The 25372-nt window shown below is 38.3% G+C and carries 29 protein-coding genes; 13 read left to right on the top strand and 16 right to left on the bottom strand.

Annotation, left to right across the window (positions count from 1 at the left end):
* Positions 1-86: 86 nt before the first annotated feature.
* Positions 87-1505, top strand: coding sequence for a cysteine--tRNA ligase (gene cysS / locus MRT15_RS03830; protein WP_304328087.1), 1419 nt, complete (start codon positions 87-89; stop codon positions 1503-1505).
* Here cysS and MRT15_RS03825 read toward each other — a convergent pair.
* The gene (locus tag MRT15_RS03825) at positions 1492-2445 is read right to left on the bottom strand and encodes a deoxyhypusine synthase (RefSeq protein WP_304328086.1); all 954 of its coding nucleotides are present in this window, start codon (positions 2443-2445) and stop codon (positions 1492-1494) included. The genes cysS and MRT15_RS03825 overlap by 14 nt on opposite strands.
* A 10-nt stretch (positions 2446-2455) precedes the next feature.
* Positions 2456-2698: a hypothetical protein gene (locus tag MRT15_RS03820; RefSeq protein ID WP_304328084.1), complete on the bottom strand. Its 243-nt coding sequence runs from the start codon at positions 2696-2698 to the stop codon at positions 2456-2458.
* Between the two features lie 111 nt (positions 2699-2809).
* Between MRT15_RS03820 and MRT15_RS03815 the strand changes: the two genes are divergently transcribed.
* The 5 genes from MRT15_RS03815 (at position 2810) to MRT15_RS03795 (ending at position 7866) form a co-directional block, all read left to right on the top strand.
* The gene (locus MRT15_RS03815; RefSeq protein ID WP_304328083.1) at positions 2810-3169 is read left to right on the top strand and encodes a hypothetical protein; all 360 of its coding nucleotides are present in this window, start codon (positions 2810-2812) and stop codon (positions 3167-3169) included.
* 148 nt (positions 3170-3317) lie between these two features.
* Complete coding sequence (locus MRT15_RS03810) at positions 3318-4835, top strand: ATP-binding protein (RefSeq protein WP_304328081.1); 1518 nt, start codon at positions 3318-3320, stop codon at positions 4833-4835.
* Positions 4786-6639, top strand: a complete 1854-nt coding sequence (locus tag MRT15_RS03805) for a helicase C-terminal domain-containing protein (protein WP_304328079.1) — start codon at positions 4786-4788, stop codon at positions 6637-6639. The genes MRT15_RS03810 and MRT15_RS03805 overlap by 50 nt, the downstream gene beginning before the upstream one ends.
* Before the next feature lie 49 nt (positions 6640-6688).
* Positions 6689-7066: a cyclophilin-like family protein gene (locus tag MRT15_RS03800; protein WP_304328077.1), complete on the top strand. Its 378-nt coding sequence runs from the start codon at positions 6689-6691 to the stop codon at positions 7064-7066.
* A complete protein-coding gene (locus MRT15_RS03795; protein ID WP_304328075.1) occupies positions 7063-7866 on the top strand; it encodes an anaerobic ribonucleoside-triphosphate reductase activating protein in 804 nt (267 codons plus the stop codon). Before MRT15_RS03800 ends, MRT15_RS03795 begins: the two co-directional genes overlap by 4 nt.
* On the opposite strand, the gene nrdD is transcribed toward MRT15_RS03795, so the two are convergent.
* The 6 genes from nrdD to MRT15_RS03765 form a co-directional block, all read right to left on the bottom strand.
* Positions 7856-10114, bottom strand: coding sequence for an anaerobic ribonucleoside-triphosphate reductase (gene nrdD / locus MRT15_RS03790; protein ID WP_304328073.1), 2259 nt, complete (start codon positions 10112-10114; stop codon positions 7856-7858). The genes MRT15_RS03795 and nrdD overlap by 11 nt on opposite strands.
* A 3-nt stretch (positions 10115-10117) precedes the next feature.
* On the bottom strand, positions 10118-10378 hold the full coding sequence (locus tag MRT15_RS03785) for a glutaredoxin family protein (protein ID WP_304328072.1): 261 nt from the start codon (positions 10376-10378) through the stop codon (positions 10118-10120).
* A gap of 233 nt (positions 10379-10611) precedes the next feature.
* Positions 10612-10968 carry a hypothetical protein gene (locus MRT15_RS03780; protein WP_304328070.1) on the bottom strand — a complete coding sequence of 119 codons (357 nt, stop codon included), beginning with the start codon at positions 10966-10968 and terminating at the stop codon, positions 10612-10614.
* Between the two features lie 35 nt (positions 10969-11003).
* Positions 11004-12179 (bottom strand): pyridoxal phosphate-dependent aminotransferase, encoded by a 1176-nt coding sequence (locus MRT15_RS03775; protein ID WP_304328068.1) that lies wholly within the window; start codon positions 12177-12179, stop codon positions 11004-11006.
* Positions 12180-12273: 94 nt separating this feature from the next.
* Complete coding sequence (gene albA, locus MRT15_RS03770) at positions 12274-12555, bottom strand: DNA-binding protein Alba (RefSeq protein ID WP_304328066.1); 282 nt, start codon at positions 12553-12555, stop codon at positions 12274-12276.
* A gap of 65 nt (positions 12556-12620) precedes the next feature.
* Positions 12621-12923: a PadR family transcriptional regulator gene (locus MRT15_RS03765; protein WP_304328064.1), complete on the bottom strand. Its 303-nt coding sequence runs from the start codon at positions 12921-12923 to the stop codon at positions 12621-12623.
* Positions 12924-13017: 94 nt separating this feature from the next.
* Here MRT15_RS03765 and MRT15_RS03760 point away from each other — a divergent pair, with 94 nt between their 5' ends.
* Positions 13018-13530: a hypothetical protein gene (locus MRT15_RS03760; protein WP_304328062.1), complete on the top strand. Its 513-nt coding sequence runs from the start codon at positions 13018-13020 to the stop codon at positions 13528-13530.
* Here the strand turns inward: MRT15_RS03760 and endA are convergent.
* Positions 13520-14080 carry a tRNA-intron lyase gene (gene endA / locus MRT15_RS03755; RefSeq protein WP_304328060.1) on the bottom strand — a complete coding sequence of 187 codons (561 nt, stop codon included), beginning with the start codon at positions 14078-14080 and terminating at the stop codon, positions 13520-13522. The two genes, MRT15_RS03760 and endA, sit on opposite strands and share 11 nt — an antisense overlap.
* Before the next feature lie 69 nt (positions 14081-14149).
* Here endA and MRT15_RS03750 point away from each other — a divergent pair, with 69 nt between their 5' ends.
* The gene (locus tag MRT15_RS03750) at positions 14150-15220 is read left to right on the top strand and encodes a lysylphosphatidylglycerol synthase transmembrane domain-containing protein (protein WP_304328058.1); all 1071 of its coding nucleotides are present in this window, start codon (positions 14150-14152) and stop codon (positions 15218-15220) included.
* Here the strand turns inward: MRT15_RS03750 and MRT15_RS03745 are convergent.
* The 3 genes from MRT15_RS03745 to glyS are packed head-to-tail and all read right to left on the bottom strand — an operon-like array spanning position 15217 to position 18885.
* Entirely contained in the window at positions 15217-16821 is a 1605-nt protein-coding gene (locus tag MRT15_RS03745) for a radical SAM protein (protein WP_304328056.1), read from the bottom strand. The genes MRT15_RS03750 and MRT15_RS03745 overlap by 4 nt on opposite strands.
* 14 nt (positions 16822-16835) lie before the next feature.
* On the bottom strand, positions 16836-17102 hold the full coding sequence (locus MRT15_RS03740) for a hypothetical protein (RefSeq protein WP_304328054.1): 267 nt from the start codon (positions 17100-17102) through the stop codon (positions 16836-16838).
* Positions 17103-17154: 52 nt separating this feature from the next.
* A complete protein-coding gene (gene glyS / locus MRT15_RS03735; protein WP_304328052.1) occupies positions 17155-18885 on the bottom strand; it encodes a glycine--tRNA ligase in 1731 nt (576 codons plus the stop codon).
* 108 nt (positions 18886-18993) lie between these two features.
* Here glyS and speB point away from each other — a divergent pair, with 108 nt between their 5' ends.
* On the top strand, positions 18994-19881 hold the full coding sequence (speB, locus tag MRT15_RS03730; RefSeq protein WP_304328051.1) for an agmatinase: 888 nt from the start codon (positions 18994-18996) through the stop codon (positions 19879-19881).
* On the opposite strand, the gene MRT15_RS03725 is transcribed toward speB, so the two are convergent.
* The gene (locus tag MRT15_RS03725) at positions 19871-20014 is read right to left on the bottom strand and encodes a hypothetical protein (protein ID WP_304328049.1); all 144 of its coding nucleotides are present in this window, start codon (positions 20012-20014) and stop codon (positions 19871-19873) included. The genes speB and MRT15_RS03725 overlap by 11 nt on opposite strands.
* A 124-nt stretch (positions 20015-20138) precedes the next feature.
* Between MRT15_RS03725 and MRT15_RS03720 the strand changes: the two genes are divergently transcribed.
* From MRT15_RS03720 to MRT15_RS03710, 3 genes are all read left to right on the top strand, one after another.
* Positions 20139-20453: a translation initiation factor gene (locus tag MRT15_RS03720; RefSeq protein WP_304328047.1), complete on the top strand. Its 315-nt coding sequence runs from the start codon at positions 20139-20141 to the stop codon at positions 20451-20453.
* Positions 20454-20581: 128 nt separating this feature from the next.
* A complete protein-coding gene (locus MRT15_RS03715; protein WP_369684946.1) occupies positions 20582-21940 on the top strand; it encodes a RuvB-like helicase in 1359 nt (452 codons plus the stop codon).
* A gap of 45 nt (positions 21941-21985) precedes the next feature.
* Positions 21986-22408: a hypothetical protein gene (locus MRT15_RS03710; RefSeq protein ID WP_304328044.1), complete on the top strand. Its 423-nt coding sequence runs from the start codon at positions 21986-21988 to the stop codon at positions 22406-22408.
* On the opposite strand, the gene MRT15_RS03705 is transcribed toward MRT15_RS03710, so the two are convergent.
* The 3 genes from MRT15_RS03705 to MRT15_RS03695 all read right to left on the bottom strand — a co-directional run bounded on the left by MRT15_RS03705 (position 22405) and on the right by MRT15_RS03695 (position 24730).
* Positions 22405-23625 carry a divalent metal cation transporter gene (locus MRT15_RS03705; RefSeq protein WP_304328043.1) on the bottom strand — a complete coding sequence of 407 codons (1221 nt, stop codon included), beginning with the start codon at positions 23623-23625 and terminating at the stop codon, positions 22405-22407. The two genes, MRT15_RS03710 and MRT15_RS03705, sit on opposite strands and share 4 nt — an antisense overlap.
* A 22-nt stretch (positions 23626-23647) precedes the next feature.
* Complete coding sequence (locus MRT15_RS03700) at positions 23648-23962, bottom strand: hypothetical protein (protein WP_304328041.1); 315 nt, start codon at positions 23960-23962, stop codon at positions 23648-23650.
* Positions 23963-24070: 108 nt separating this feature from the next.
* The gene (locus MRT15_RS03695; RefSeq protein WP_304328039.1) at positions 24071-24730 is read right to left on the bottom strand and encodes an orotidine 5'-phosphate decarboxylase / HUMPS family protein; all 660 of its coding nucleotides are present in this window, start codon (positions 24728-24730) and stop codon (positions 24071-24073) included.
* Positions 24731-24793: 63 nt separating this feature from the next.
* Here MRT15_RS03695 and MRT15_RS03690 point away from each other — a divergent pair.
* On the top strand, positions 24794-25372 hold a 579-nt coding region (locus MRT15_RS03690), incomplete at its 3' end, for a hypothetical protein (RefSeq protein ID WP_304328037.1).

The following is a 25372-nucleotide window of genomic DNA, read 5'->3' as shown; positions in this document are numbered from 1 at the left end:
TATATGTGATTCAAAAATAGAGGGATGCGAAAAGGTAATTAGGTGGTTAAATCATTTAGATTTAGGGTTGATGGTGACCTCCAATTGTGTTCAAGATATATAACACGTTAACTTCACGTAAGGAGGTTTTTAAACCGCTAAATAGAAGTCTTGTGAGAATGTATGTTTGTGGACCAACAGTATACGATAAGACACATATAGGACATGCAAAGGCATACGTAGCCTTCGATGTTTTGAGGAGGTATTTGGAGTTTAAGGGTTACAATGTTCTAGAAGTGGTTAACATAACTGATATTGATGATAAGATAATTAGGAAATCCATTGAATTGAAAGTGGATTATAGGGAAATAGCAGACAAGTATTATAGGGATTTCATGGAGGCATGTGAAAAACTGAACATAAGGAGAGCACACATATATCCAAAGGCTACAGAACACATTGAAGACATGATAAATATAATTAAGGAGCTTATTGAGAAGGGGTATGCATATGAAGCTGATGGAAATGTATACTTCGATGTGAAGAAGTTCAAAGATTATGGTAAATTATCAAAGATAAATTTGGAGCAAGTGAAAACGCAAGAGGAGGGTGTTGGTAAGAGGAATCCACAAGACTTTGCATTATGGAAGAAGGCTAAACCAATGGAGCCATATTGGGATAGCCCATGGGGACCTGGGAGACCTGGATGGCACATAGAATGCTCAGCCATGTCTTCAAAGTACCTTGGAAAACAATTCGATATACATGGTGGTGGGGAAGATCTAATATTCCCACACCACGAAAATGAGATAGCGCAAAGTGAAGCATGCTTCAATAAGACACCATGGGTTAAATATTGGGTTCACGTTGGACTTCTAATGATGGGGAAAGATAAAATGTCGAAATCATATGGGAATATAATTACGGTTGAGGAGATAACTGCAAAATACTCACCAATGAAGGTTAGATTCTACCTTATTAGTGGGCATTATAGAAGTCAAATGGTGTTTCAAGAAGAGAACCTTGAATCTGTGGGGGCAGCATACGAGAGAATATTGAATACGATATCAGCATTGAAGAGTATATCATCAGCAATGGACGTGAAGGTTAAGGAGGGCTCATTAAAGAGGGTTATGGATGTAGGTAGGATTAGGAGGAGATTCTTAGAAGCATTGGATGACGATTTAAATACACCAAAAGCCATAGCAGAAATACATTCACTAACCAACTTTGCCAACGATGAAATAATACCGAAAGAGGATTACTTGGCTGCAAGGGTAGCCCTAAAAGTTTATGAGGATGCATATAGGATACTTGGAGTTTTTAGGGAGACATTCGAAGAGGAGAGGGTAGGGGAGGATAAAAGGTTGTATGAACTAATAAACCTACTAGTAACAGTGAGGCAGATACATAGGAGTAGGAAAGATTGGGAGGTAGCGGATCTTATAGCAAGGGGTTTGAGAAGTCTTGGAATAGAGTTATCGGATCAAAGGGATAAAACTGTATGGTGGTTTAAGAGCACTTAACATTGAGAGACTCATACACTGCAGCTAATAAGATTGGCAGAATTATCGTGGCATCTCCATAAACAGTAACCTTTTTAGCTTCAGGCTTAACCTTACCCCAACTTACAGCCTCCCTAATCTGTGCACCACTCAAACTACCATCATATTCAAATGCAGTAGTCAAATATACCGCGTAATCTAAGCCACCCTTAAATTGATTCCACCATATAGTATGATGCTTCGATATTCCACCACCAATCATCAATGCACCAGTAACCTTACTATCAAAAATTATATCCGAAAGCTCCTTTTGATCCTTAAGGACATCAATATTAAACTTGTGGGATTGGGAATACATTAATAGGCTAGTTCCAAAACATGAATCCACAATTCCAGGAATGTATACTGGAACCCCCCTCAAATGCGCCTGTCTAAGGAATGAATTATCATCATTTAATCTAGCTCCAACTTCACTTAATAATTCCCTAACACCCCAAACAGACTTAACTTTAGTAAGTTCATCCAATAAATTCCAAGTAAACTTCTCAATTATAACACCATAAGAATCCTGTGGGATGAGGATGTTTCCAAGCCTAAATATGCCATGCTCCTTTAGGAATGCATCATCATAACTGAAATCACCATGATAATAACTACCACCAAGCGCTCTAGCCACATCATGATCAACAGAACCCCCAGTGGTTATAATTACATCAATAAACCCCTTCTCTATCAATTCAGATATAACCCCCCTAAGACCTGTAGCCAATAGATTAGCTGTGAAGGAGAGGAAGACTTTACAATCTTTATCACTAAACATTTCCATTAATATCTTATATGCATCATAAACAAATTTAGATGAGAATCCACCCATTAAACCATACATTTCAACAATATCCCTAGCACTCTTAGTCTTACAAACCCTAATATCCACAACCTTATCCCGCAATATATCCGACAATACCGACCCCTCAACCTAGAGGAAGCCCTCTACAGTAAACTTTGCCCGAAACCCTCCTAATAAAATTGCTACATGAAAAGCATACTAGGAATGGTGTTTCCTCACCGCGAATTGGGCATGACACAACCTCTCTACGCATACTTGAAATCATCTTAGAACCAACTGCACCCTTAATTTCATCCAAAACCTCTTGGGGGATCTTCAAAGCCTTCTCCACACGCTTAACATCAACAACATACCTAGCTTCACTCAATATTACAACACCAAAACATAATCTTCAAACAATGAGTAAATTAAGTTTGCTATACAAAAAGCTAATTTAACATTTAAATATGAAGTTGAGTTATAGTATGGTGGATTAAATGTGAGTGGGAAAACTTTACCAATAGACCTAGCATCAAAAGATTATCAAGCGGCAAAAAGATATGCAATACAAATGTACATGGAGGGAGTGGATATAGCATACAAAGTTGCACAACAATCAAAGGAGAAGTATGGCCTCAGCGAAATGGAATATATGGCAGTATTTGAGAAGTTATTAGATAAAGCATTCAGCCCACTAAAATACCTACTACAAGAGTACGAGCATTTACCAGAAGACATAAAAGCAATATTCAAAACAGAGGAGGAGAAAGAGATTGATAAGAGAATTACAGAACTTGTGTCAAAAAGGCTTTCAAAAATAATTGAAGAAGCAGAGAAGTTTGGTAAATCAAAGGGTTAATTCATCACAGTATTTAAAAATGTAAATTAATAACTCGGGTGAAAGAGGATATTAATAATTTGTCCTAAACTTAAAATTTGGGGGTAAAATAAAGCATCAAAACTTAATTGACATACTCACACCAGCACTAGCTATAATAATACTGGTAATGTTAAGGAGAGAATACATTTTAAACACTATATCAAGATATCCAATTGACAAGATAATCGGTATCAATTCCACTACGATAATTTCCATCATAACAATATCGGCATTAACGTTGACCATTGGAATAATTATTTGGGTTAAGAGTGGCGAGAAAATATTCATAGGCTTTGATGGTATAAAGCCAGTTTACATAGACATTTCAGGGAATAAGCACATAGTCATATTCGGAATGACTGGAAGTGGAAAAACTGAAACTGCAAAAAGGATTTTAAAGGGGAGTAAGAAGGGGAAGCTTATAATAGATTGGTCAGGAGAATATTTAGATTACAAATCTGTGGAGCCATCGGAATTGAAAATAAATTTGAAGCAGGAAGATGTCATAGATGCCATTATAAGCACATTCCAATTAACCATACCCCAACAAACCCTACTAATAGAGGCTGTAAAGAGGGGTGGGGGAAGCTTAAGAGACGTCATAAACGATGTGAAGGAGATCGAATGCGAAAGTGATTCTGGAAGGGAAGTTAGAGATGCATTACTGAGAAGACTATCAATACTGGAAAAGTTAAACTTATTCAATGGATCTAGAGATTTAATGGAAATTGAAGCTATAGACCTATCCAAAATGGCTTTTGAAGCAAAGAAACTTGCCTCAAACATAATACTAAAATCATTCTACAACAACCCAAAACCAAGAATACTAGTGATAGAAGAAGCTCAAAACATCATGCCCAGAAATCAAAATCCAGATAGCATAAACACATTGGAATTAATAATAAATGAACTTAGAAAGCATGGTGTAAATGTTATATTAATAGCTCAAACACCAAGCCAAATATCCACAGTATACAGAAACGCAGAATACATAATTCTACACAAAATGAGACTAACACATTACGAGATACAAGAACTTGGATTAAAACCGGAAGATGCTGAAGCCATATCAAAACTGGATGTGGGGGAATGTATAATTTTAAGTGGAGGAAGTAAGAGGAAGGTAAAAGTGAAGACTGCTAAGAGGGAGATTAAAAAAGTAGTTAAAGTGATGGAAACAACCAATTGCAAAGAAGACATTAAGGTAGAGGAATCTGGAAATGAAAATAATAGTTCGAGTGAGAAGAAATGGGACTACGATGATATCATGATTAAGTTAATGGAAATCGAGGGAAATTACAAGAAGTTAATGGATAGGATAAGGGGGATTGAAAGTGTTAAAATAGCGGAGAATCCTATAAAACTGGGGGAATTCATAGATAGAACGGAAGATAATATTAGGAAAACAAACCTTGCAGTAAACATACTAAAAGACAAATTGACATTAATGGAGGAAGAATTGGAAAAGAAGATTATTGAAGCAAAGCAAATTAATGGGAAAATTGAAAAACTGGAAAAACAAACAGCCATGAATACCAACAAAATCATCGAACTGGAAAAGAGGATAACGGATATTATAATGAAGATGAGAGATTTTGAAGAATGGGTTAAGGAGGCACTATCAAAAATTGAGTACAAACAATGAATACAAGAAATACTTCCCATACAAGGAATTCAGGTATGGGCAACTGGAAGCTATAAGGGAAGCTGCAGAAATAGTGACACTTAAAGGGCACTTAATATTGAGAGCACCATCTGGATTTGGTAAAACGATAACCATGCTCACAGCCATACTACCAATACTTGAAAGGGAATCTGATAGCAAATTAATGTGGCTTTGTAGAACAAGTAGAGAGAATAATAGGGTTATAGAGGAATTGAAGAAGATCAATGATATTCCAGGAAGCATAAATGGGATGGTCATAGAGGCTAGAGCAAAACTCTGCATAAAAGATGTGGATCGGGATTTAAAGAAAGATCATGAGGCATTCTCAATATTATGCTCAGAATTGAAGAGGCAAGGTAAATGTGAATACCATAATAAATTGAAGATTGAAAGGGTGAAACTACCACAGATATGTGGGGTTAGAGAACTCATGGAAATATGTGAAGAGAATGAAGTATGCCCATATGAAGTTGCAAAGAGGAGGATACCTAACTCAAGAATAGTGGTAGCAAATTACAACTACATTTTAATACCCCAAATACTTAAAACCCTAAACACAAAACTGGATAATTCAATATTAGTGGTGGATGAAGCGCATAACCTACCAGAAGTTGCAACTGAAATGGAAGTTGAGAAGGTAACTGTGAGAGGATTAGATGAAACATCACTTGAAATGATGAGGGAGGGGGTAGAGGAATACAAATGGATAATTGATGAAATGCTAAAGGTTATGGAGAAGAGTGGAGAGGATAGAGTTGTGGATAAAATTTACTTGAAAAATATTCTTGAGGAGAAATGTGGTAGTCTAAGTCAATTGGCATCAACACTAATTAAAATTGGAGATAATGTGAGACGTAGAATAGCAAGAAGTGGGGGGAAACCAGTATCACACATACATCACTTGGGAAGATTTCTAATGAAGTTACATGAAACTTTAGGTAAAGATGAATACGAATTATTCTCTGGAAATGGTGAAATGTGGATAGAATGCTTCGACCCATCAAACATAGTGAAGAGAATGTACAAAATGTTTAGAGCCACAATAAGCATGTCTGGAACAATCAATGAAAATTACGGTGAATTAGTGGGATTAGAGAATTACAGATACATAGAGGTAAGCTACATTGAGAAAGGAAATATCCTTCCAATACTAGTTCCAAATGTAACCACAGATTATGATATGAGGGGGCCTAAAATGTACCAGAAGATATGCGAGTACATATCCATAGTTGCGGAAAACATCAACACCGGGATAGGCGTATTCACAGCATCATACGAAGTGTTGGAGGGACTATTAAATGCAGGTATAAGAAGCATTAGGAAGCCAATGTACATAGAAAGCCGAAATGAAAGCCCTAAGATAAATGAGTGGAAAATAGAGGAGTATAAGAGGATGGCAAAAACTGGCGGCGCAGTATACGTTGGAGTATGTGGTGGAAGAGCAAGTGAAGGGGAGGATTTTCCGGGGGAGGAAATGGACATAGTACTACTAGTTGGAATACCATTCCCAGAACCATCAATAAGAATGCGGAAGAGGAATGAATACTATGAGAAGAGATTTGGGGAGAATGGTAGCTTATACAGCTACATTATACCATCAATATGGAAAGCTTCACAAGCAGCGGGTAGAGTTATAAGGGGACCTGAAGATAGGGGTGCAATAATATATTTAGATGAAAGATACAAGAGATACATTAAACTACTACCAGAATGGCTGAGACCAAGGAAAATTGTGAGGGAACCAGAACAATTGAAGGAAGAGTTGACACTATTCTTTACATAGGACAACACATATAAATGTGTTGAATGACGTATATGCTATTGGATGATTAATGAAGAATGTAGAGGAAGAAGGTATAATAGAAATTTTAACTGCAAATCAAGAGAGATTTAGAATAAAATTACTGAGAGCAGTAGCCCCATTTACAGTATCACAGATAATGAGGAAACTCCCATTGAAATCCACAATAATTGTACATGAAGGTAAAATGTATATACCATTGGATGTGGATGCTAAGATGGATAAAACAGTGAGGAGGGCTGTGAGGGGGGACGTAACATACTCCACCATAAGCAAATCAATGATAATATACATGAAGGATTCAGAAATCCAAAAACCTGAAATAAAATTGGGGCAAGCATTAGACATTGAAGGATTAAGTAAGATTAAGAGTGGTACAAGCATAATACTGAAGGGTGAATATAAATGATGATTTACATAGCTGGGATGAGGGATTTAAGCTTAATAGACTACCCAAGACATCCATGTATCGTTATATGGTTCCAAGGATGCAATTTCCGATGCCAATACTGCTACAACTACGAGCTATGGGAATGGAAAGCGGAAAACATGATGAAAATAGATGAACTAATGAGGAGATTGGAGGAAGCAAGCAGATGGGTTGAAGCATGCAAGATAACTGGTGGAGAACCAACACTACAACCAGAAGCATTGGAAATTATTGGTGAAAAATGTAGGGAAATTGGGTTAAAATTTGGGATAGATACCAATGGGATAAACCCAAAATCGATACAACAATTAGCTAGCAAAAGATTGCTGAATCATGTGGCAATAGATTTGAAAGCCCCACTAAACGTAGAGGACTATAGTAAGCTGACCAATACAAATGTAACTGAAAGTGATATAGAAAACATAAGGAAATCGATAAAATTAGCCTTAGAAGAAGATAGTATAGAAAACGTTGAAATAAGGATACCGATAGTAAGGGGATTTAATGATGACCCAAGCAAGACTATTGAAATGAAGAAGGATCTAATAGACATTGGCTACCTTAAAGCCATAGAGGAGGGGAAGGATGTAAGCATAGAGTTGCTGGAAGTAATGCATGAAGTTGCTGCAAACAAAAACTTGAGATTACAGAAGAATCTAACGGTAGAGGAGATTGTGAAGTTTGGTGAATTGCTGAACTTACCAAAAATCTATATTAGGCATAGGAGTTTAGGTTTAAGGGAAAGTTTAGCAAACGCTAAGAGGATGATTAAAGTTTAATTCTATATCTATCCTTCAACTCCTGCTTCTTAGCCATATTCCATCCACTAACATCTTGATAATATCCGGTAACCCTACTCCACCACTTAACATTTGATGAACCGCAATTCGGGCATCTATCATTGAGTAGAGGTGATACTGTGGCACAATCGTTGCATATGGTTAGATCTTTCGTGTAAGCGAAATACCCTATCTGAGTTTCAGTGGCGATTTTCTTAGTGACCTTGAATAAGGCTTCAGCATCTGGATAAGCTTCCCCAAGCCAAATATGAAATATGTTTCCACCAGATAGTAGTGGGAAGAACTTATGCTCAATATCTATCTTCTTAGCTAAAGGAATATTTGCACCAACATAAACATGTGTGCCATTACTATAGTATACGGGGACATCCCTCTCGCCGGAATCAAGCATCTTACGGGCAACTTCCAAATCCCCCTTAACAACCTTCTTAGCCATATCTGAAAATTCTGGTGAAATTAAATCTGCAACTGCAAGTCTCTGTGCACAACTCTCAGCAGGGGTTCTAGCCAATGCAATCTTATAATTAAGCTTAGATTGCAATTCATCCCTATATTTACGCATAGCTAAGATAACTTTAACCAAGATTTTTACAGCTTCATTAGATTCATGCAATTGATATCCAGTATGCCACTGTGCCATCTCATTACCCCCAACCAACCCTATCACAAAAACAAGATTATTGAAGTCGACGGCTGGGGGGCCTCTACGCCCAGTCTTCAAATCCAATGGTCGTTGTGTGGCGAATGGTAAACGTCCATTCTTAATCATAATATCCATCCACTTCAATTTAGCTTTAAATACATCGAAAGCTAGATCCATTAATCTATAAACCTCTTCAATGAGCTTATCATCATCACCCTTAGCTCTATAAGCAGCTCTTGGGAGATTTAAGCTTACCACTTGCCAAGCACCCATACTGAAGTGTTTGCCATCAACGAAATACATTTTATCATTAAACAATGGATCACTATCAGGAGTTTCAGTGAATGAGTATGCACAACACTGATAGCATGAAACACCCTTCCCATACCCCCTATATGGTGGTAAAGCATTATCAAAGTATGGGGAGCCAAACTTGGAAACAACCTTATGCACCAGCATCCACTCATCATAATACTCATCCTTGAAAGCTTCAGGGGTTATATATGTTTCAAGCTTTGGGAAGTTGAAGGGTTTACCCCAATAATCACCTTTCAAAGCAACTTCATATATAGCTCTAAAGAACATTCTAGCCTCATCCTCAAAGCTACCATAAGTGTCTTCTCCAACCATCCCCCTATACACAACAGGCTTATCACGCCAAATCTCTGGAATTGTTGGGGAGAGTTGAATGTTGGAGAAGACGAGTTGTCCACCCCTAGCAACGTAACATTGAGTTAACTCATAAAACATCATTTGAGCCAACTGCTTAATCTCGTCGTAGGATAAACCCTCCATAAATGGAGCTAAAAACACATTATAATTGTAGAATCCTTGACCACCAGCAAAGTTTGTTTGAGCTGCAGCTAAAACCTTAACGGAATGGAGTATTGCAACTTCAGGATGCTTTGCAGGTCCAGCTACACTGGTTTTGAAGCCAGTTCCATCTGGCATTAATCCATAGTATAGGAAGTATCTCAAATCATGATCTTGACAGAATGGTCTAGTCCCAAAATACTCTAAATCGTGTATATGTATGTCGCCACGTAGATGGGCATCAGCTATATGTATTGGAAGTAGAAGTAGATACTGCTCCTTAGAAAGCTTATCAGCCTTCTTCTTATGGGAAGTCTCAGGGTTTGGTTGGAGGTTAGCATTCTCCTTAGCTTCAAATCCAAGTCCAATATCAATTAGATAAGCATCATAAACTGGCGCTCCAACCCTAGTTAAAACATTCCTATAAACTATGTATGCAGGCTTATTATTAGACCATTCCAGAAGAATATTGTTTACAACCTCCCTAATTAGCGGAGCACTAACGAAGAATCCCCCCATACGCTTAATTCTACGTTCAGCCTCCAAAGCTATGGCTTCAGCTTCACTTCTACTTATTGCTGGAATTCCGAAGAATTCCTCAGCCAATCTAGTTTCATTTAGAAGTTGCTTTACAATCTTAGATCTATCCCAAGGCTCAAAATATCCACTACTAGTTCTAACAAGTATTGTTTCATTATTACCATTATCCTTCTTGAAATTTCCTAAGGATTTATCCATCCAACCATTATATCCATTAAGCCAATCCACCATAATTCAACACCTCCCCAAAATCTTTAAAATAAAATCCCTCTTCAAACTTGAAGATTCGAAAAGGTCATTTACGAAGTAATATTTACCATTAACCTCAAGTATTGGGACGGAAGTTGCAAAAACATTGTTCATTATCAGTTCAGTCATAACATCTATATCTGAAACATCCCTCTCAACATATTCAACCCCAATACTCGCTAAGAAATTCTTTAACGCTAAACATAGTGGACAATTAGGAGCTGTATATACCTTTACAGTCAACATACATCAATATATTTAAACTAACTACTCTAAAAGTTTAGTGTTTTTAATATTGTTTAAACATGCACCATAGGGTTTGGTGAGACATGATAATCTTGAAATTTAATTAAACGTTTAAAGGGGGGTTCACGTTTAGAGAGGTTTAAAAACTATTTAATAGAATAACCATTGTGGAGTCATGGAAAAACATAGTTATAATTTGAGGGGAAACTTGTAAAGCGAGCAAAAAATTTGGGTTAACTGATTTTCAGAAAACTGGGTTTTTCCTTCAATCTAATTATGGGAACTGCAATCCACCCTGGTTGCACACCATTAGAAGTCTTAATGAATTCACCGGATTCTTCGCTTCTCACTAAGAGATATTTCCCATCAATTGGGGTTTTACTCTCATAGTAATAGAAAACTGGAACACCATACCACTTGTAATAATCCCTATATATGGCTATGACCCCAATGTAATTTAAACCATTATATTCAAAATGCAGTGCATAGGCAGGTTGACCTAAACCAGCAATGGAAGCCATAAACCTAGCCAGATCCTCTAAACCCTCCACTTGCATGGGTATTGGTGGGGGAATTTCCTCCAAACTCATCTAATACACCAATAACTATGAAGATTTTGGCTATATTAATGTTTCCCAAGGGAATCCATGACGAATCGCTTAATTATCTCCACACCCCTCCTTATTTCATCAATGGATGTAGCATAGGAAAGCCTTAAATGTCCCTCTCCACCAGATCCGAAGGCACTCCCCGGAACCGTTACAACACCATAATCTAAAAGTTTATCTGCAAGTTCAATGGAGTTGGATGATATTTTGGATAGATCTGGAAATACGTAGAATGCCCCCCTTGGAGTTGGACACCTTATACCCTCAATGGAATTCAATTCCCTAACTAGTAAACGCCTCCTATTATCATATTCTTTAACCATTAGATCAACGCAACTCTGATCCCCCAATAACGCTACAACACCAGCATATTGAACAAAGGATGAGGGACATGTGGTTATGTTCTGCTGTATTTTATCCATACCATCAATGACTTCTTTAGGGGCTATTGTGAAGCCAAGCCTCCACCCAGTCATAGCGTAAGCCTTAGAGAAACCATCAACAACCACCAATCTATCCCTCAACTCATTGAAGCACAGCATCGTAAAGGGTTTCTCGCCATCGTAAACCAACATCCTATAAATTTCATCAGACACCACGTATAAGTCATGATCTACAGCTAAATCAGATATAACCTTCAATTCATCTCTACCCAGAACACCCCCGGTGGGATTATTTGGAGAACAGAAGAGGATAACCTTACTCTTACCTGTTATGGCCCTCTTTAAAGCTTCTTCATTAAGTTTAAAGGAATCACCACAATTAACTTCAACAACCCTCCCACCAGCAGACTCCACACATTGCCAATATGTTGGCCATGCAGGGGTTAGAAGTATAACTTCATCACCAGAATCAACAAGGCATTGTATAGCTGCATATAATGAAAATTTGGAGCCAGGAGTAACTATAACTTCACTATTTGGATTCACATCCACATGGAAATACTGCTTATAGTATTTGGATATGGCTTCTCTAAGCTCAATTATACCCTTAGAAGATGTGTAATGTGTAAACCCCTTCTCTAAAGCTTCAATACATGCCTTCTTAATATGAGCTGGAGTATCGAAATCAGGTTCACCTATACTTAGATCAACAAGCTTCTTACCTTGAGCTTTAAGCTTCCTAGCCTTCTCGCCAACACTTAGAGTTGGTGATGGCTGTAGGGCAGTTATCCTTGATGCAAGTTTCCTCAAGAATACCACTGGATAATGTTTTGATGAAAATATCTTTTAAAAGTTTCTAAAATAAAGAATGGGATTAATTAATTTACCCAGCACTATATGTCAATCACTTCCTAACCAGCGTTATCTCCATTGTAGAAACCCTTCTAGCCTGATCCCCCTGACCCACGGTTTCAGAGCCTATGGTTATATTCTTGACCTCCACTTGTCCAGGTAGAAACCTATTTTTAACTATTTGTGCAACGTCGACAGCCTTACTTATAGCTCTACCACGCGCCTTTATAACAACTTCATCCGCACCTTGATTGAATTGCACTAGCGCCGCTAAAACATAGTTCATAGCCCCCTTCTTCCCTATTAATACGACATTGCTTTGCTGTCCAGCCATTAAAATCCCTCCAACACTCACTAATAATGAGCCTAAAATAGGTTAAAGATAATTTTATTTAAATTTTACTCAAATATTGATTGCTCCATACTCTTAATGAATTCCCTAGCTTTCTCAAAAACCTTAATACCCTTATCTGTAACCCTATAATAGGATGTGCCGCCACTACTAAACTTCTCCAGCAAACCCTCCCTCACCATCCTATATATCACTGCATAAACTGTTATTGTTGATGGATTAAAATTGAACTTCTCAGATATGGCTTTCTTAATGGCATAACCATACATTGGTTCAGAACGTAAAACGCTAATTATGTAGAGCCAAAGATTCTCCTTAGTCAATTTCCTAACAAGCCTCTCATAAGCCAAGGGGACACCATTAAAATACACTATTTATTTACAGAAATATTTTATGCAAAACATTTTAGAGTTATGAATGTGAAAATTAATTGAAGGTGGAAAATTGAGTGAAGAAGATAAGGAGAGGGAGAAGCTAAAAAGCTTATTAAAGGAGAAGATAGATCAACTTAGCAAGGAAGTGGAAATACTTAAGATGTGCCTAGAAATATTGAGTGAAAAGCCCACAGCAGCCCAGCAAAAACTAAGCGAAACAAAAGTGGAGGTTAAAGTTGAGAAACCAGTACAGAAGGCAAAAACCCCTGAAAGGAAGCTCTTAACAAGTATAAGTGAGGGGGGAGAAAACATTGCAAACATATATGTGGAGGAGGACAAGATAATAGTGGTTCCCGGGAAGAACGTGAAGGTTGATGTGAACTCAAGAGACTTCAAAGACTTCTTCGTAAAGAAGGTTTTATTCGGTTTGAAGAAGGAGAAGCCTTCAATATCATATGAAGTTAAGGATGTAAATGGAACTTTAAAGGAAGTTATAATAAAGAATGTTACTGAAGAGAGGGATGTAAAGAGGATTGAGGGAGCTGTGAAATGGACTTTCAGTAGATTTATATCTAAGCCTTAAACCAGTTGAAGGAAATGTAGGTAACCTCATTGGTGGCTGGATTTATCATTGCAATAATGAAATTCTTCTTAACACTATGGGAAAGCCTCCCAGCACGAACAATATCCACTGGATCAAGCTTCTCATTCATTGGAAGAACCTCAACTAAGAATGGTGCATGATCAATTCCAGGTCCATGAACATAAACTGCAAAATCAGCTCCAAACTTCATACCAGACCTAACCACATACCCCTTACTCCTCAAATCACAATAAACGGTGTAGAGTTCATTAAACAACTTATGTTTACTTTTAACAATGGATAAAACTTCACTTCTACTAAGAACCTTATCACCATCAACTATTGATATAACCCCCTTATCGAGGAGGTATAATGCCTCTATTGGCGATAATACTAGGGGGGAATTGAAGTTTAAATCCTTAGGTTTCCTAACCTTAATTGGCATACCATAAAATCCATTGGCATAAAGCCACCTACTGGCTTCAAAATCCCAAACCACAAAGTTTCCTCCAACCCATTCAACCACTATTGGCTTGGAGGGGGTTGCCATAACACATATTTACCTCCACTTACACTTAACACATTAGCAAAGTAAAAAAGGTTATGGGATGTAAGCGTCATGCCGAGGAAGAGCATAATTAATAGAAGCATGCTAATGGTTATTGCATCGTACTGTGTGGGATTGCTAATTGTACTGGCATTGATAAACTATGCTGGATTCAGCAATGTCATCGGGAATATTGTGAACAAAATATCACTTCAACTATTCATAGTAACATTCCTACTCGACTTAACTGGGCTAATATTATATGCATCAATATGGTACACGCTAATATTGGGAAGTGGGGCCAAAATAAGCTTTAGAACCGCAGTAACATCAACTTGGGCAAGCATATTCATAGTATACCTAAGCCCAACGGGAGTTGCAATGGAGGTATTAAAGCTTATCCTAACCAATAAAGATGGAAAAGTGCCAATAGGTAGGGGGATGGCTGCACTAACCATGCAAAGAATAATATACTCCATAAGCTTCATTATGATAGCAACATCAAGCTACCTAATAGTGCAATACAGATATATGATAATAGGGGAGATGATTGGGAGAATAATTACTGCTTTACTAGCAATATCCATAGGAACAGTAATAGCCCTACTGATACTTGGAGAAAAGACTGAATGGATAGAGAAAATTATAAGCAAAGTATATGAAAGATATAGAGCCAACATAGAAAAGATGCTTTCAAAATACAATCCCACAGACATCATGAACTCAGTATCATCAACCCTAAATGATTTCAAAGAATCATTCACGAAGTTGAAGTTGAATATATGGCATCTATTAATAGCCTTCACACTTACAACAATCAATTGGATGACCAACGTAGCAATACTATATGTGGTACTACTCTCACTTGGATATAAAGTGTCAATATGGATTTTAATGGTAATAATGGTTGCATGCGAATTCGTTCAAATGACCCCAGTAGCCATACCTGGAATGCTTGGAGTAATAGAAACTGTGATAACCATGGCACTACAAGCATTTGGAGTACCATTGGATGTTGCAGCCACAGCTTCAGTATTGACGAGATTAGCAACATTCTGGTTCGATCTACCAGTAACTGCAATGGCAGCATCCTACTATGGTGTAAAATACCTATTGAAGGGGATGTCTAAGGAGGCGAATTAAGCTTCCAATACAACACCACTCAAAGCCCTATCTGAAACAACCTTCACAACTTTAACTTTAACCACTTTACCAATAAATTTTGATGCAAAATTTTGATTCTCAATGAATATTACTGGGCCATGCATGAATGGATAAGCCACAACCCCCCTACCACCTGGAAACGCTTCAACAATAAATGCATCCAAAACCAATCCAACCCACTTACCCTTCAACTTCGAATTCAATTCATTAGCCTTACTGGCAATTATCCTACTAGCCTCATCACTGAAGCTTGGTGGAGCTTTAGGGAAATCTGCAAATGCCGACATGGGTAGTGGCGTAAAGCGATACAACGTTATCTTCTCAGCACCAGCCTTAACAGCCTCATCCATAACCCTTGAAGTTTCAATTGCCACATTAACATCTTGTCCAGGTAGGCCGTGAATGAAATATGCATATGGAATTAAGCCATGTCTCCTAAGAATTTTAATGGCCTTCAAAGCTTGATGTGGGGTTGAGGGTCTTCCAAGAGCTATGGAATGAGATTCACTACCAGTTTCAACGCCAATGCTAACTGGGGTTCCATGAAGATATTTACCTAAAACCCTAGCCACAGACTCATCTACAAGGGATGGCTTAACATTCTCTATTGATATGAAAAGCTTTAACCCAAACTCCTTCTCTAAACCCTTAACCCTATCTAGGAGCTCCTCAATGGCATCAATGTTTGGTGGAGGATTGGAGGGGTCTGTGAGGGGTTCAGGTTCCACAAGTAAATCCCTACCATAATCTAGGAAGTCTGAAGCGCCCAAAATGAACCTTCTACAACCAGCTTCAATTAAACCCTTAATCTCATCCACTATGGATTCAATGGATCTACTTCTAGATGGGCCGAATAGGCTTGGGACTGAGCAATATCCACAGCCTGGAGGTATGTTTAGGGGGCAGTAATATCTATTGCTTAAGGGGCCAGTGTAGCATTTACCACAATCATTACATTTACGTCCATCTGGAAGCTGAATCTTTGCTCGTTTAAAGTTGCTGCAACCTCTAACGGCTTCCACATATATCCTACATGCATAGTATCCCCAATAATTCCTAATCACCTTAACGGATGGTTTGAAGGAGTTTAATTCAATTCTAGACATGAATGGTCTTAGGGGGTTGACAACAATCTCTGAGCCAACCCTATAAGCTAAACCACTAATATTTTTAAGGAAATCCATGTCACCACTAGATTTGAGTTTATTGAGGAATTCAGATAGCGATTTCTCAGCTTCACCTATAAATGCAATGTCAAATTCAGCTTTAATTAAAGCTTCATAGGGATCTGAGGCTATTGGACCACCAATGACAGTTAAACCGTCACTAACCCTACTCCAAAGCCTCCTAATCCTACGAACAGTGGGTATATCCACACTCATTGCGCTTACCATTAAAATATCAAACCCATTTAGTAATGATGGATTTCTGAGGACGCTATAGTATGGCTTCAAATCGAATTCGAATCCAAGCTTCTCCAAAACTCCAGCTACAGTTCTAGGGCCACATCCAATGACATCTATGGTTGCATGTCTACCCTCAGAGCCTGAGCCTACAGCATCAACAATGATTATCTTCATAGCCAATTACACAATCACTTCAATGGGCGTCTAATGGTAGCTATGGAATTGTCGGCAATACCAAGAGAAGCCATTTGAGCTGGATTAGCCCAAACTTCCCTCTCAGGAACCTTATCATCAGCTACAACCGTTAACACACATTTACGCTTACCAGCAATAACAACTTCAATTTTATCTGTAATTTGAAGCTGCTTCATCATGGAACTATTCATCTTAGCCATCCCTTCATCGACACCTTCAATACGCCTTATCCGCAACCTCCTCTCAGGAACCTTAGACATATGGCATCAACCAATAATATGATGATTCATTGGATATTATAAATGTTGATGTTCACTTGAATGGTGTTCCAAGATCATCAAATGAAAGCTTATAATTGAAGTATTTATGAAGTTTGAGTGGCAAATCATCTATGGGGGATCTAACTTGCCTCCATGAATCCCTATCCCTCAAAGTAACAGTATTATCATTGAGAGACTGATAATCAATGGTTATGGCTATTGGAACCCCTATTTCATCAGCCCTAGCATACCTCCTACCAATAGACCCGGAATCATCATAATCAACAGTGAAACCTTCATCCAAAAGCATACGATAAACCTTCAATGCAAATTCTGGGAGGCCATCCTTAGATACCAATGGTAAAACAATCAACTGTATTGGAGCAATATCCCTTGGGAGGGATAAAACCGTTCTACCACCCTTCTCACCATAAGCATACTCAAGAGTTGCATAAACTATTCTATCAGCTCCAAAGGATGGTTCAACCACATGTGGTAAGATATGTTTACCCTTAACCTCCACATCTTCAACGAGGACATCGAAATCATCCTTAAATAATTTTATACCACCAACCTCAATGAATCCTTCACGTTTAAATGCCACTTCCAATATCGATGGATCTATGGATTTAAGTATGCCATCAGCCTTCTCACCAAGCTTCCCCCTTATAACATCGATTTTAGGAACATACTTAGTTACACGTTCAATCCTAGGACTATCAAATTGCTTATAAACCCTCAAATCCACACCACTAAACACCATATGTCTACCAAGATCGTAATCTGTCCTATAAGCATAACCAGCAATTTCAACATACCCCCACCTCTCCAACTTAACAACTTGATCAAAAGTTTGAGCAGAATAGTGAGCTCTCTCCTGTGGAGGTTTATCTATGAAGAATTGGGAGTTGAAGGGTATACCGAGGGATTCAGCAAACCTCCTACCCAAAACCATGAAGTAAGCTTGCCACTCATTGGATATCATACCCTTATCAACAGCTTCACCAGCTGAGATAGTTATGGGCTCAAAAACCTTTGAAGTAGCTTGGGATTGTGGAACTATCCTCAAAAGCTCATTTCTACATTCATTGAAGAAGGGGCATTTCGGATCTTCAGGATCAAAGAAGAATTCAACCTCCATTATGGTGAACTCCCTAAGCCTTATAGGCCCCTGCCTAGGGGAAATTTCATTCCTCAAAACACGTCCAATTTGAGCTATACCTATTGGTAGTTTCCCCCTACAAGCCTCATATACACGTTTAAATGCTAGAAACATTCCCTGAGCAGCTTCAGGTCTACAGTAACCAACATCCTCACTATATGGTCCAATGGTGGTTTTGAATAGTAAACTGAAATTTTTAACATCGCTCAATTTCCCACCACACTCTGGACACCTTAACCCCCTCTCAGAAATTATATTATTCAATTCATCTTTAGATAGAGATTCAACGCCACCAATCCCAGTCAACTGCTCCACAAGGTGATCAGCCCTATACTTCCTACCACAAGATAGACACTCCACGAGGTAGTCTGTGAAGTGTTCAACATGCCCCGAAGCCTCCAAAACTCTACTTGGAAGTACGATTGGAGTTTCAATTTCAAAAATTAAGCCAGCATGCCTATGAATGAAAAACTGCCTCCACTTATTCTCAATCCTATGCTTCATCAATGTTCCAAGGGGGCCGAAGTCTATGAACCCCCTCACACCACCATAAATTTCCATGGAAGGCCAGAGGAATCCTCTCCTCCTAGAAAACTCCATTAAACGCTCATACCTATCCATAGCAATCCCAACAAAAGTAAAAAGATGGGCAAATACATTAAAATATTTCTCACAACTGACGGTAAACAATTTTAAATCATACAACATTATAATTCAACAGTGTCACATATGGAGTGGTTGAAGTACCACTTAAGCGATGAGGGAAAATACTTCAATGGAAAACAATGCGAAATAAGTGAAGCGGAATTCATATTATTCGGTGCACCAATAGACTCCACATCAACATATAGAGCTGGATCTAGGGAAGCCCCTCCAATGATAAGACTTGCATCACTAAACGTGGAGACATACAGCTTCAGAACTGAAATGGATGCATTGGATTTAAAGATTCACGATGCAGGCGATATACCCCAAACACCAAACATAAATGAAGCTTTAAACAGAATCTCAGAAATTGTAAGTGAAATTGTGAAGATGGGGAAGAAGCCAATAATGATAGGAGGTGAACACACAGTAACCTATGGAGCCGTAAAAGCATTGAAGAAGCCAATCATAATATTCGATGCACACATGGACTTAAGAGATGAATATCCATATGGTGTAAAGATGAGTCACGCCACAGTCTCAAGGAGGATAACTGATGAAATTGGAGCGGAAAATGTATTCATAATTGGCGTGAGAGCCACATGTAAAGATGAAATTGAATATGCAAGAAGGGTTGGATTAAAGTATAAAACATCATTGGAGGTAATGGAAAACTCAGCGAAAGATTTGATGAAGGAGATTAAGTTGAATGGAAATGATGTATGGATATCAATAGACATGGATGCACTAGACCCATCAATAGCCCCAGGAGTTGGAAACCCGGAACCTGAAGGGATATCCGTAACAAAACTCCTAGACATACTACAATGGATAGCTATGAAAAAGAAGGTTATTGGATTCGATCTAGTTGAAGTATCCCCACCATACGATAATGGGATAACATCAATAACAGCTGCAAAAATAATACTTGAATTGGCATGCATGATAAGTAAATGGAAAACTAAAGTTTAATCCTCTTAACTATTGGAGATCTAACCTTATAGAAAACCCTATAACCACACATTGGACAACGCATTCCTGGAACAGCCTCAAAATCCTTCATACCACCAATAATGTAACCACATCTACCACAACGATAAGGCATAAATTATCAATGTAGGTTGACCCCAACATAAATATATACTTTACCGCCATTACAATTTCCAGATGGAAATACAAACACTTATAAGATGGAAATAAACTAAATATTAACTGATAAGGAGGAAGATATGTCCAAGAGTCAAATATGCCCCATATGCGGTTTACCAAAAGACCTATGCGTATGTCAATCAATAGCTAAGGAGCAACAAGTAATAAAGATTAAGCTTGAAACAAGGAAGTGGGGTAGGGAAGTAACAATAATAAATGGGATAAATGATAAAGATGTAAATATACATCAAGTGGTAAGCGTACTAAAGAGTAGATTGGCATGTGGAGGAACTGCAAAGGAGGGGAGAATAGAATTACAAGGGGATCATAGACAAAGAGCGAAGGAGATACTTATAGAATTGGGATTCCCAAAAGAAAATATCGAAGTGGAATAAGGAAAACACAAATATAAAATTGAATTAAAGGAGTACTGATGCATGATCAAACCAAGAATAAAATTAGCCATGAATGTTAACAGTAAAATTTGGATTAACATTTAAAACCAAGTCTATAATATTAACTTATATTGGGTGATGAAGGGGTGAGCACAGTAACGAAATTTGCAAGGGTTGGAGCACACAGTCATATAAAAGGCTTGGGATTAAAAGATGGAAAAGCCCTCCCAAAAGCCGATGGAATGATTGGACAGTTAAAGGCAAGGGAAGCTGCTGGAATAATTGTGGAATTAATAAAGCAGGGGAAGATGGCTGGGAGAGCCATATTACTTGCAGGCCCCCCTGGAACTGGGAAGACGGCAGTAGCAATAGCCATAGCAAAGGAGCTTGGTGAAGACGTACCATTCATAGCAATATCAGGCTCAGAAATATACTCCAGCGAGCTTAAGAAGACTGAAGTTTTAATGCAAACCATGAGGAAAGCCATAGGTGTGAGAATACATGAAATGAGGAAAGTGTATGAAGGCCTCGTAACACAACTCGATATAAAGATGACTAGACACCCATACAACCCATACCAGCAAGTCCCAGAAAGTGCAAGGATAACTCTGAAAACTAAGAGTGAGGAGAGGAGGCTGAGTGTAGGTTCAGCAATAGCCATGGAGCTCATACAGAAGGGGGTTAGGGAGGGGGATGTGATATGGATAGATTCTGAAACGGGGAAGGTGACTAGGGTTGGGAGGGGGGAAGAGCATACTGGGGAGAGATATGATGTGGAAGCAGAAACCTACGTTCCAACACCCACAGGACCAGTATTCAAGGAGAAGGAATTCATATACACAGTAACCCTACATGATTTAGATGTTCAAGTACATTCAAGGTCTGGAGGGATATTCAGCCTACTCTTCGGAGGTAGAGAGGAGAAGGAGATACCCCCAGATGTGAGGCAAGAAGTTGATAACCTTGTGAAGAAGTGGGTTGACGATGGAAGAGCTGAAATAATACCTGGAGTAATGTTTATAGATGAAGCTTCAGCCCTAGATATAGAAGCATTCTCATTCTTAACGAGAGCCATAGAGAGTGAACTTGCACCAATAATAATACTTGCAACGAATAGGGGGATAACAAAGATTAGAGGTACAGACATAGAGTCTCCACATGGAATACCATTAGACCTCCTAGATAGACTATTGATAATAACGACGGAGAAGTATACTAGGGATGAGATTAGGGAGATACTTAAAATTAGAGCTGAAGAAGAGGAGATAAGTATAAATGAGAAGGCCCTTGAACTACTAACTGAAATTGGTGAAAAAACCTCATTGAGATATGCAGTTCAAATGCTAACACCAGCATACATACATGCAAAGAAGAATGGCAGAAAGGAGGTAACGCCAGAAGACGTGGAGGAAGTGAAAAGATTATTCGCAGATGTAAAGGAATCAGCCAGATACTTAAAGGAGCATGAAGAGGAAATGCTGAAGTAGGGGGAGAGGGAAATAGAACCTAAAATAATAAATGCAAAAACAATAATGGAAGCCATATCAAAAATAGGTAGCGTGGAAGATGCAGTAATCCATATTAGAGAACCTGAAACAAGACCATTAACAACATCATTGGAAATGGAAAAGGATATTGCAATTGAATACTATAAACAATTAATAAAAGATGAAGAGATAAAAGGGAAAATTTCAAAAATTGTGAAGAAAATTAGAGCAGACTATTTCAGTGAATGTATAGAGGAATTTACTGGATTAATGGGTTTGGAGAAGATATACATGAAAATATATGTTAGAGACTCACGGATAAATGCTACAGCAATGATTCCCACAATAGAATCAAAAAACACACTACATAAATTGATGGTATATATTGAAGTGATGCTTGAAGATTTAGCCCTCTCCCTAGGATTAAGTGTGGGAAGCATAACAATAATGACAATGAAAATAGGTTAAATTATAGATAAGACGATGCCACCCAAACTGAAGGTTGAAAGCATTATCACAAGTAGCCAGCAGACAGCCCTCAAAAACCTATGATTAAACTTAATTGGAAGGGAAACATCCCCAAACAATTTAGCCATGAAGAATAATGGTATGGGGAGAGCTATCGTTGAAATGGCGGAGGCATATAGGGAGAGCTTAATAACATTAACGTTAAGGACTATTAGGAAAGCTCCAAGTAGTATTGAAGCTGAAGCCAATATAACCTTCCAACCAGATAAAACAGCATACCTAATCCTAGCAACCTCAGCAATATCTGAAACTAACTCCTCAAGAACTATAAAACTCGATGTAACCACAACGCTACAACTCAAATAGAAGGATACCAAAACACCTATGGAGAATAGAGTGGTTCCAATCCATCCAAGCTTTGGGAAAAGTGTTGAAACTATATCACCAATACTACCAACAACCTCCCCCCTTGGATATAACTGAGTTGCACATATGACCATTATGGATATGCTTAAAACGAAACTCTGTAAAGCACCCACAACAAAACCATTATATTTAACAGTGAGATTAGCCATGCCAGTGGAATCTTTATCCTCAGATACCTCATGAAACTCGAATAATATTGTAGATCCACCAAGAACACAGCCTATCAAAGCCAGTACAGTTACAATCCAATCCCTAGACGTATCTGGAGAGATCGTTGCAAACCCCCTCAAAAATTCTCCAATTCCAGGGTTGCATGAAACTGCTACTGGAATCACCAAGATTACGAGGAAACTTACAGAGGATAGTATCAACCTCAACTTCTCTGATGAGGAAAATACTGCTGTAACACAGAGCGACAAAGCAACTAATGGAGCGAAAAACTTGGATGAAATCCCAGTGAGAAATTCGAGTAGCATAGATGCCGCAGCAACCTCAGCTGCAACAGTTGCAGTATTAACTATCATGATAGTAGATGAGCATAAAATTGAGGGGATTGAGCCATATTTAGCCCTAATATTCTCCAAAAACCCCCTACCAGTTATGAAGCCAAGTTGAGCTGAAATTTGTAGAACAACTATTATTGTTAGGGAAGCTAAAAGTTTAGTCCATAACAAACTGAAACCATACTTAGATGCAGCATAACTATTTGCAACCAGATCACCAAAACTGAACGTCACCCCAGCAATTATTTGGAGTATTAGTGGTTTAAGTCTCTGAAAATCATAGTTCAAGGGGATTCACCCCCGATGGCATCTACTCCTTCTTCCTTAATAGTTCCATTAAGCGTTCCCTGTCAATAACGAAGTTTACAGAGATACCATCATTCGTTGTGGATATTGAGCTTATCTTAAATATGCTTTCTCTACCCCCTCCACTTAAATCGATTCTACTTATCTTCCCCATAGTCTCCTCACTTACAACATGAATGTTACTGTCAATTGAAGATTGAATGTATGGTTTAATCTCATAGCATTTCCTCGCAATCCTCTTTGCAATAACGTAATTATATACTATGGGTACAATTCCAGAGAAACCATAAACCAACAGTAACAGTAACTCTTCAAACATCAAATCACCGTAGGTATATTGTATGGTAGGTGGGATATGGGCATTATCAATTTACAAATGTAAAGTAGCTTTGAAGAATACAATTAGATTACATGGGGATTAGCAAGTTCACCTCAGAATCTCCCTTACAAATCTTATGGTGGTCTCCCTTGGATCGCTGGACTTAGTTATAGCGGAGCCAACAACTATGACCTTTACACCTGCATCCATCAATGGCCTAACCTTATCCAAAGTTATACCGCCAGCAACAGCCACTGGAATATTGAGGCTTTTGCAAGCTTTACTAATATATTCAATTAGACCTTCATAAGCTGATATCCCCATAGACTTTTGAACATCAATTCCAGTATGGAAGCATACCATATCCACTCCAAGCCCCTGAACTTCAAAGGCTCGTTGCAAGGGGTTTGAAATTGAAATCAAATCAACCACCACTCCAGTACCATACTTCCTACATGCCCTAATAGCTTCAAGAATAGTTGCATCATTAGCCACCCCCAAAACGCTCATGAGATTTGCACCTGAAACTGAAGCCAACTCAGCCTCCACAAACCCCGCATCCATACACTTCATATCGGCAAATATTACGGCTTTTGGTAGAAGCCTCCTTAAGCGTCCAATAATCCCTACACCAACGCTTTTAATGAGTGGGGTTCCAGCCTCAATCCAAACGTGATCATCAACCCAACACTTCAAAGCCAAATCCTCGGCCACCCTATCATCAGTAACATCCAAAGCCACTTGAAGGGCTGGGAAATTGAATTTCAAATAACCATTCACCAGCAATATCTTATGGAAAGAGAAATATAAAGGTATCAAGATAATTAACTTGTGAATAATGTTAAGACATCATCATTAACGCTAATAACACTGATAATTGCATCATTGATAAGCGTATATGTAAATGCTCAACAAAACCCAGAAACATACATCTTAAAGTATAGGGTTAAAATAGTTAACAATGGGAAGCTGGATTACAGTTTAACCTCACTTAAGAATATGACTTTAATAGTCTCAGATGATTATCAGAAGTTGAGAGATTTAAGTGTTACAGTGAATGGGGGGAAGGCAATATTCAGCATAGCAAAAGTGGATGATTATGGGAATATAGTTTTAAATTTAAAGGAAATACCAGACAAACTCCCACCACAACAATCTTTAGAATTAGAAATAGAGATGACAATAGACTTGTACTCTAGAAATCCACCAAAGGTGAGCGTAGAAGATTCGGGAAATATGGGGGATATACCAATAGACTTAAAGGAGAAGTATTGCCAAATGGTTGGATTATGGAATAAGAGTTTGGAAGCTCAGAGGATTGCAAGAAATCTAGCAGCAAACAAGACCAATGCCCTACAAGTGCTTATAGCTATGATTCAATGGATTGAAAACAACATTCAAATACCATTT

It is taken from the genome of Candidatus Culexarchaeum yellowstonense (assembly GCF_024707025.1).
In the GTDB taxonomy this organism is placed as follows: Archaea; Thermoproteota; Methanomethylicia; order Culexarchaeales; family Culexarchaeaceae; genus Culexarchaeum.
The sequence above is the reverse complement of the archived record's forward strand: the minus strand, read 5'-3'. Positions and strand labels throughout refer to the sequence as shown.

Excerpts from the sequence above, each read along its gene's own strand:
- glyS (WP_304328052.1), bottom strand. The coding sequence starts at position 18,885 with ATGGATAGGTATGAGCGTTTAATGGAGTTTTCTAGGAGGAGAGGATTC.
- MRT15_RS03745 (WP_304328056.1), bottom strand. The coding sequence starts at position 16,821 with ATGAAGATAATCATTGTTGATGCTGTAGGCTCAGGCTCTGAGGGTAGA.
- albA (WP_304328066.1), bottom strand. The coding sequence starts at position 12,555 with ATGGCTGGACAGCAAAGCAATGTCGTATTAATAGGGAAGAAGGGGGCT.
- MRT15_RS03700 (WP_304328041.1), bottom strand. The coding sequence starts at position 23,962 with ATGTTTGAAGAGTTACTGTTACTGTTGGTTTATGGTTTCTCTGGAATT.
- nrdD (WP_304328073.1), bottom strand. The coding sequence starts at position 10,114 with ATGGTGGATTGGCTTAATGGATATAATGGTTGGATGGATAAATCCTTA.
- speB (WP_304328051.1), top strand. The coding sequence starts at position 18,994 with ATGGAGTGGTTGAAGTACCACTTAAGCGATGAGGGAAAATACTTCAAT.
- MRT15_RS03725 (WP_304328049.1), bottom strand. The coding sequence starts at position 20,014 with ATGCCTTATCGTTGTGGTAGATGTGGTTACATTATTGGTGGTATGAAG.
- MRT15_RS03800 (WP_304328077.1), top strand. The coding sequence starts at position 6,689 with ATGAAGAATGTAGAGGAAGAAGGTATAATAGAAATTTTAACTGCAAAT.
- MRT15_RS03780 (WP_304328070.1), bottom strand. The coding sequence starts at position 10,968 with ATGAGTTTGGAGGAAATTCCCCCACCAATACCCATGCAAGTGGAGGGT.
- MRT15_RS03740 (WP_304328054.1), bottom strand. The coding sequence starts at position 17,102 with ATGTCTAAGGTTCCTGAGAGGAGGTTGCGGATAAGGCGTATTGAAGGT.
- MRT15_RS03710 (WP_304328044.1), top strand. The coding sequence starts at position 21,986 with ATGGAAGCCATATCAAAAATAGGTAGCGTGGAAGATGCAGTAATCCAT.
- MRT15_RS03795 (WP_304328075.1), top strand. The coding sequence starts at position 7,063 with ATGATGATTTACATAGCTGGGATGAGGGATTTAAGCTTAATAGACTAC.
- MRT15_RS03810 (WP_304328081.1), top strand. The coding sequence starts at position 3,318 with ATGTTAAGGAGAGAATACATTTTAAACACTATATCAAGATATCCAATT.
- MRT15_RS03720 (WP_304328047.1), top strand. The coding sequence starts at position 20,139 with ATGTCCAAGAGTCAAATATGCCCCATATGCGGTTTACCAAAAGACCTA.
- endA (WP_304328060.1), bottom strand. The coding sequence starts at position 14,080 with ATGGCAACCCCCTCCAAGCCAATAGTGGTTGAATGGGTTGGAGGAAAC.
- MRT15_RS03785 (WP_304328072.1), bottom strand. The coding sequence starts at position 10,378 with ATGTTGACTGTAAAGGTATATACAGCTCCTAATTGTCCACTATGTTTA.
- MRT15_RS03750 (WP_304328058.1), top strand. The coding sequence starts at position 14,150 with ATGCCGAGGAAGAGCATAATTAATAGAAGCATGCTAATGGTTATTGCA.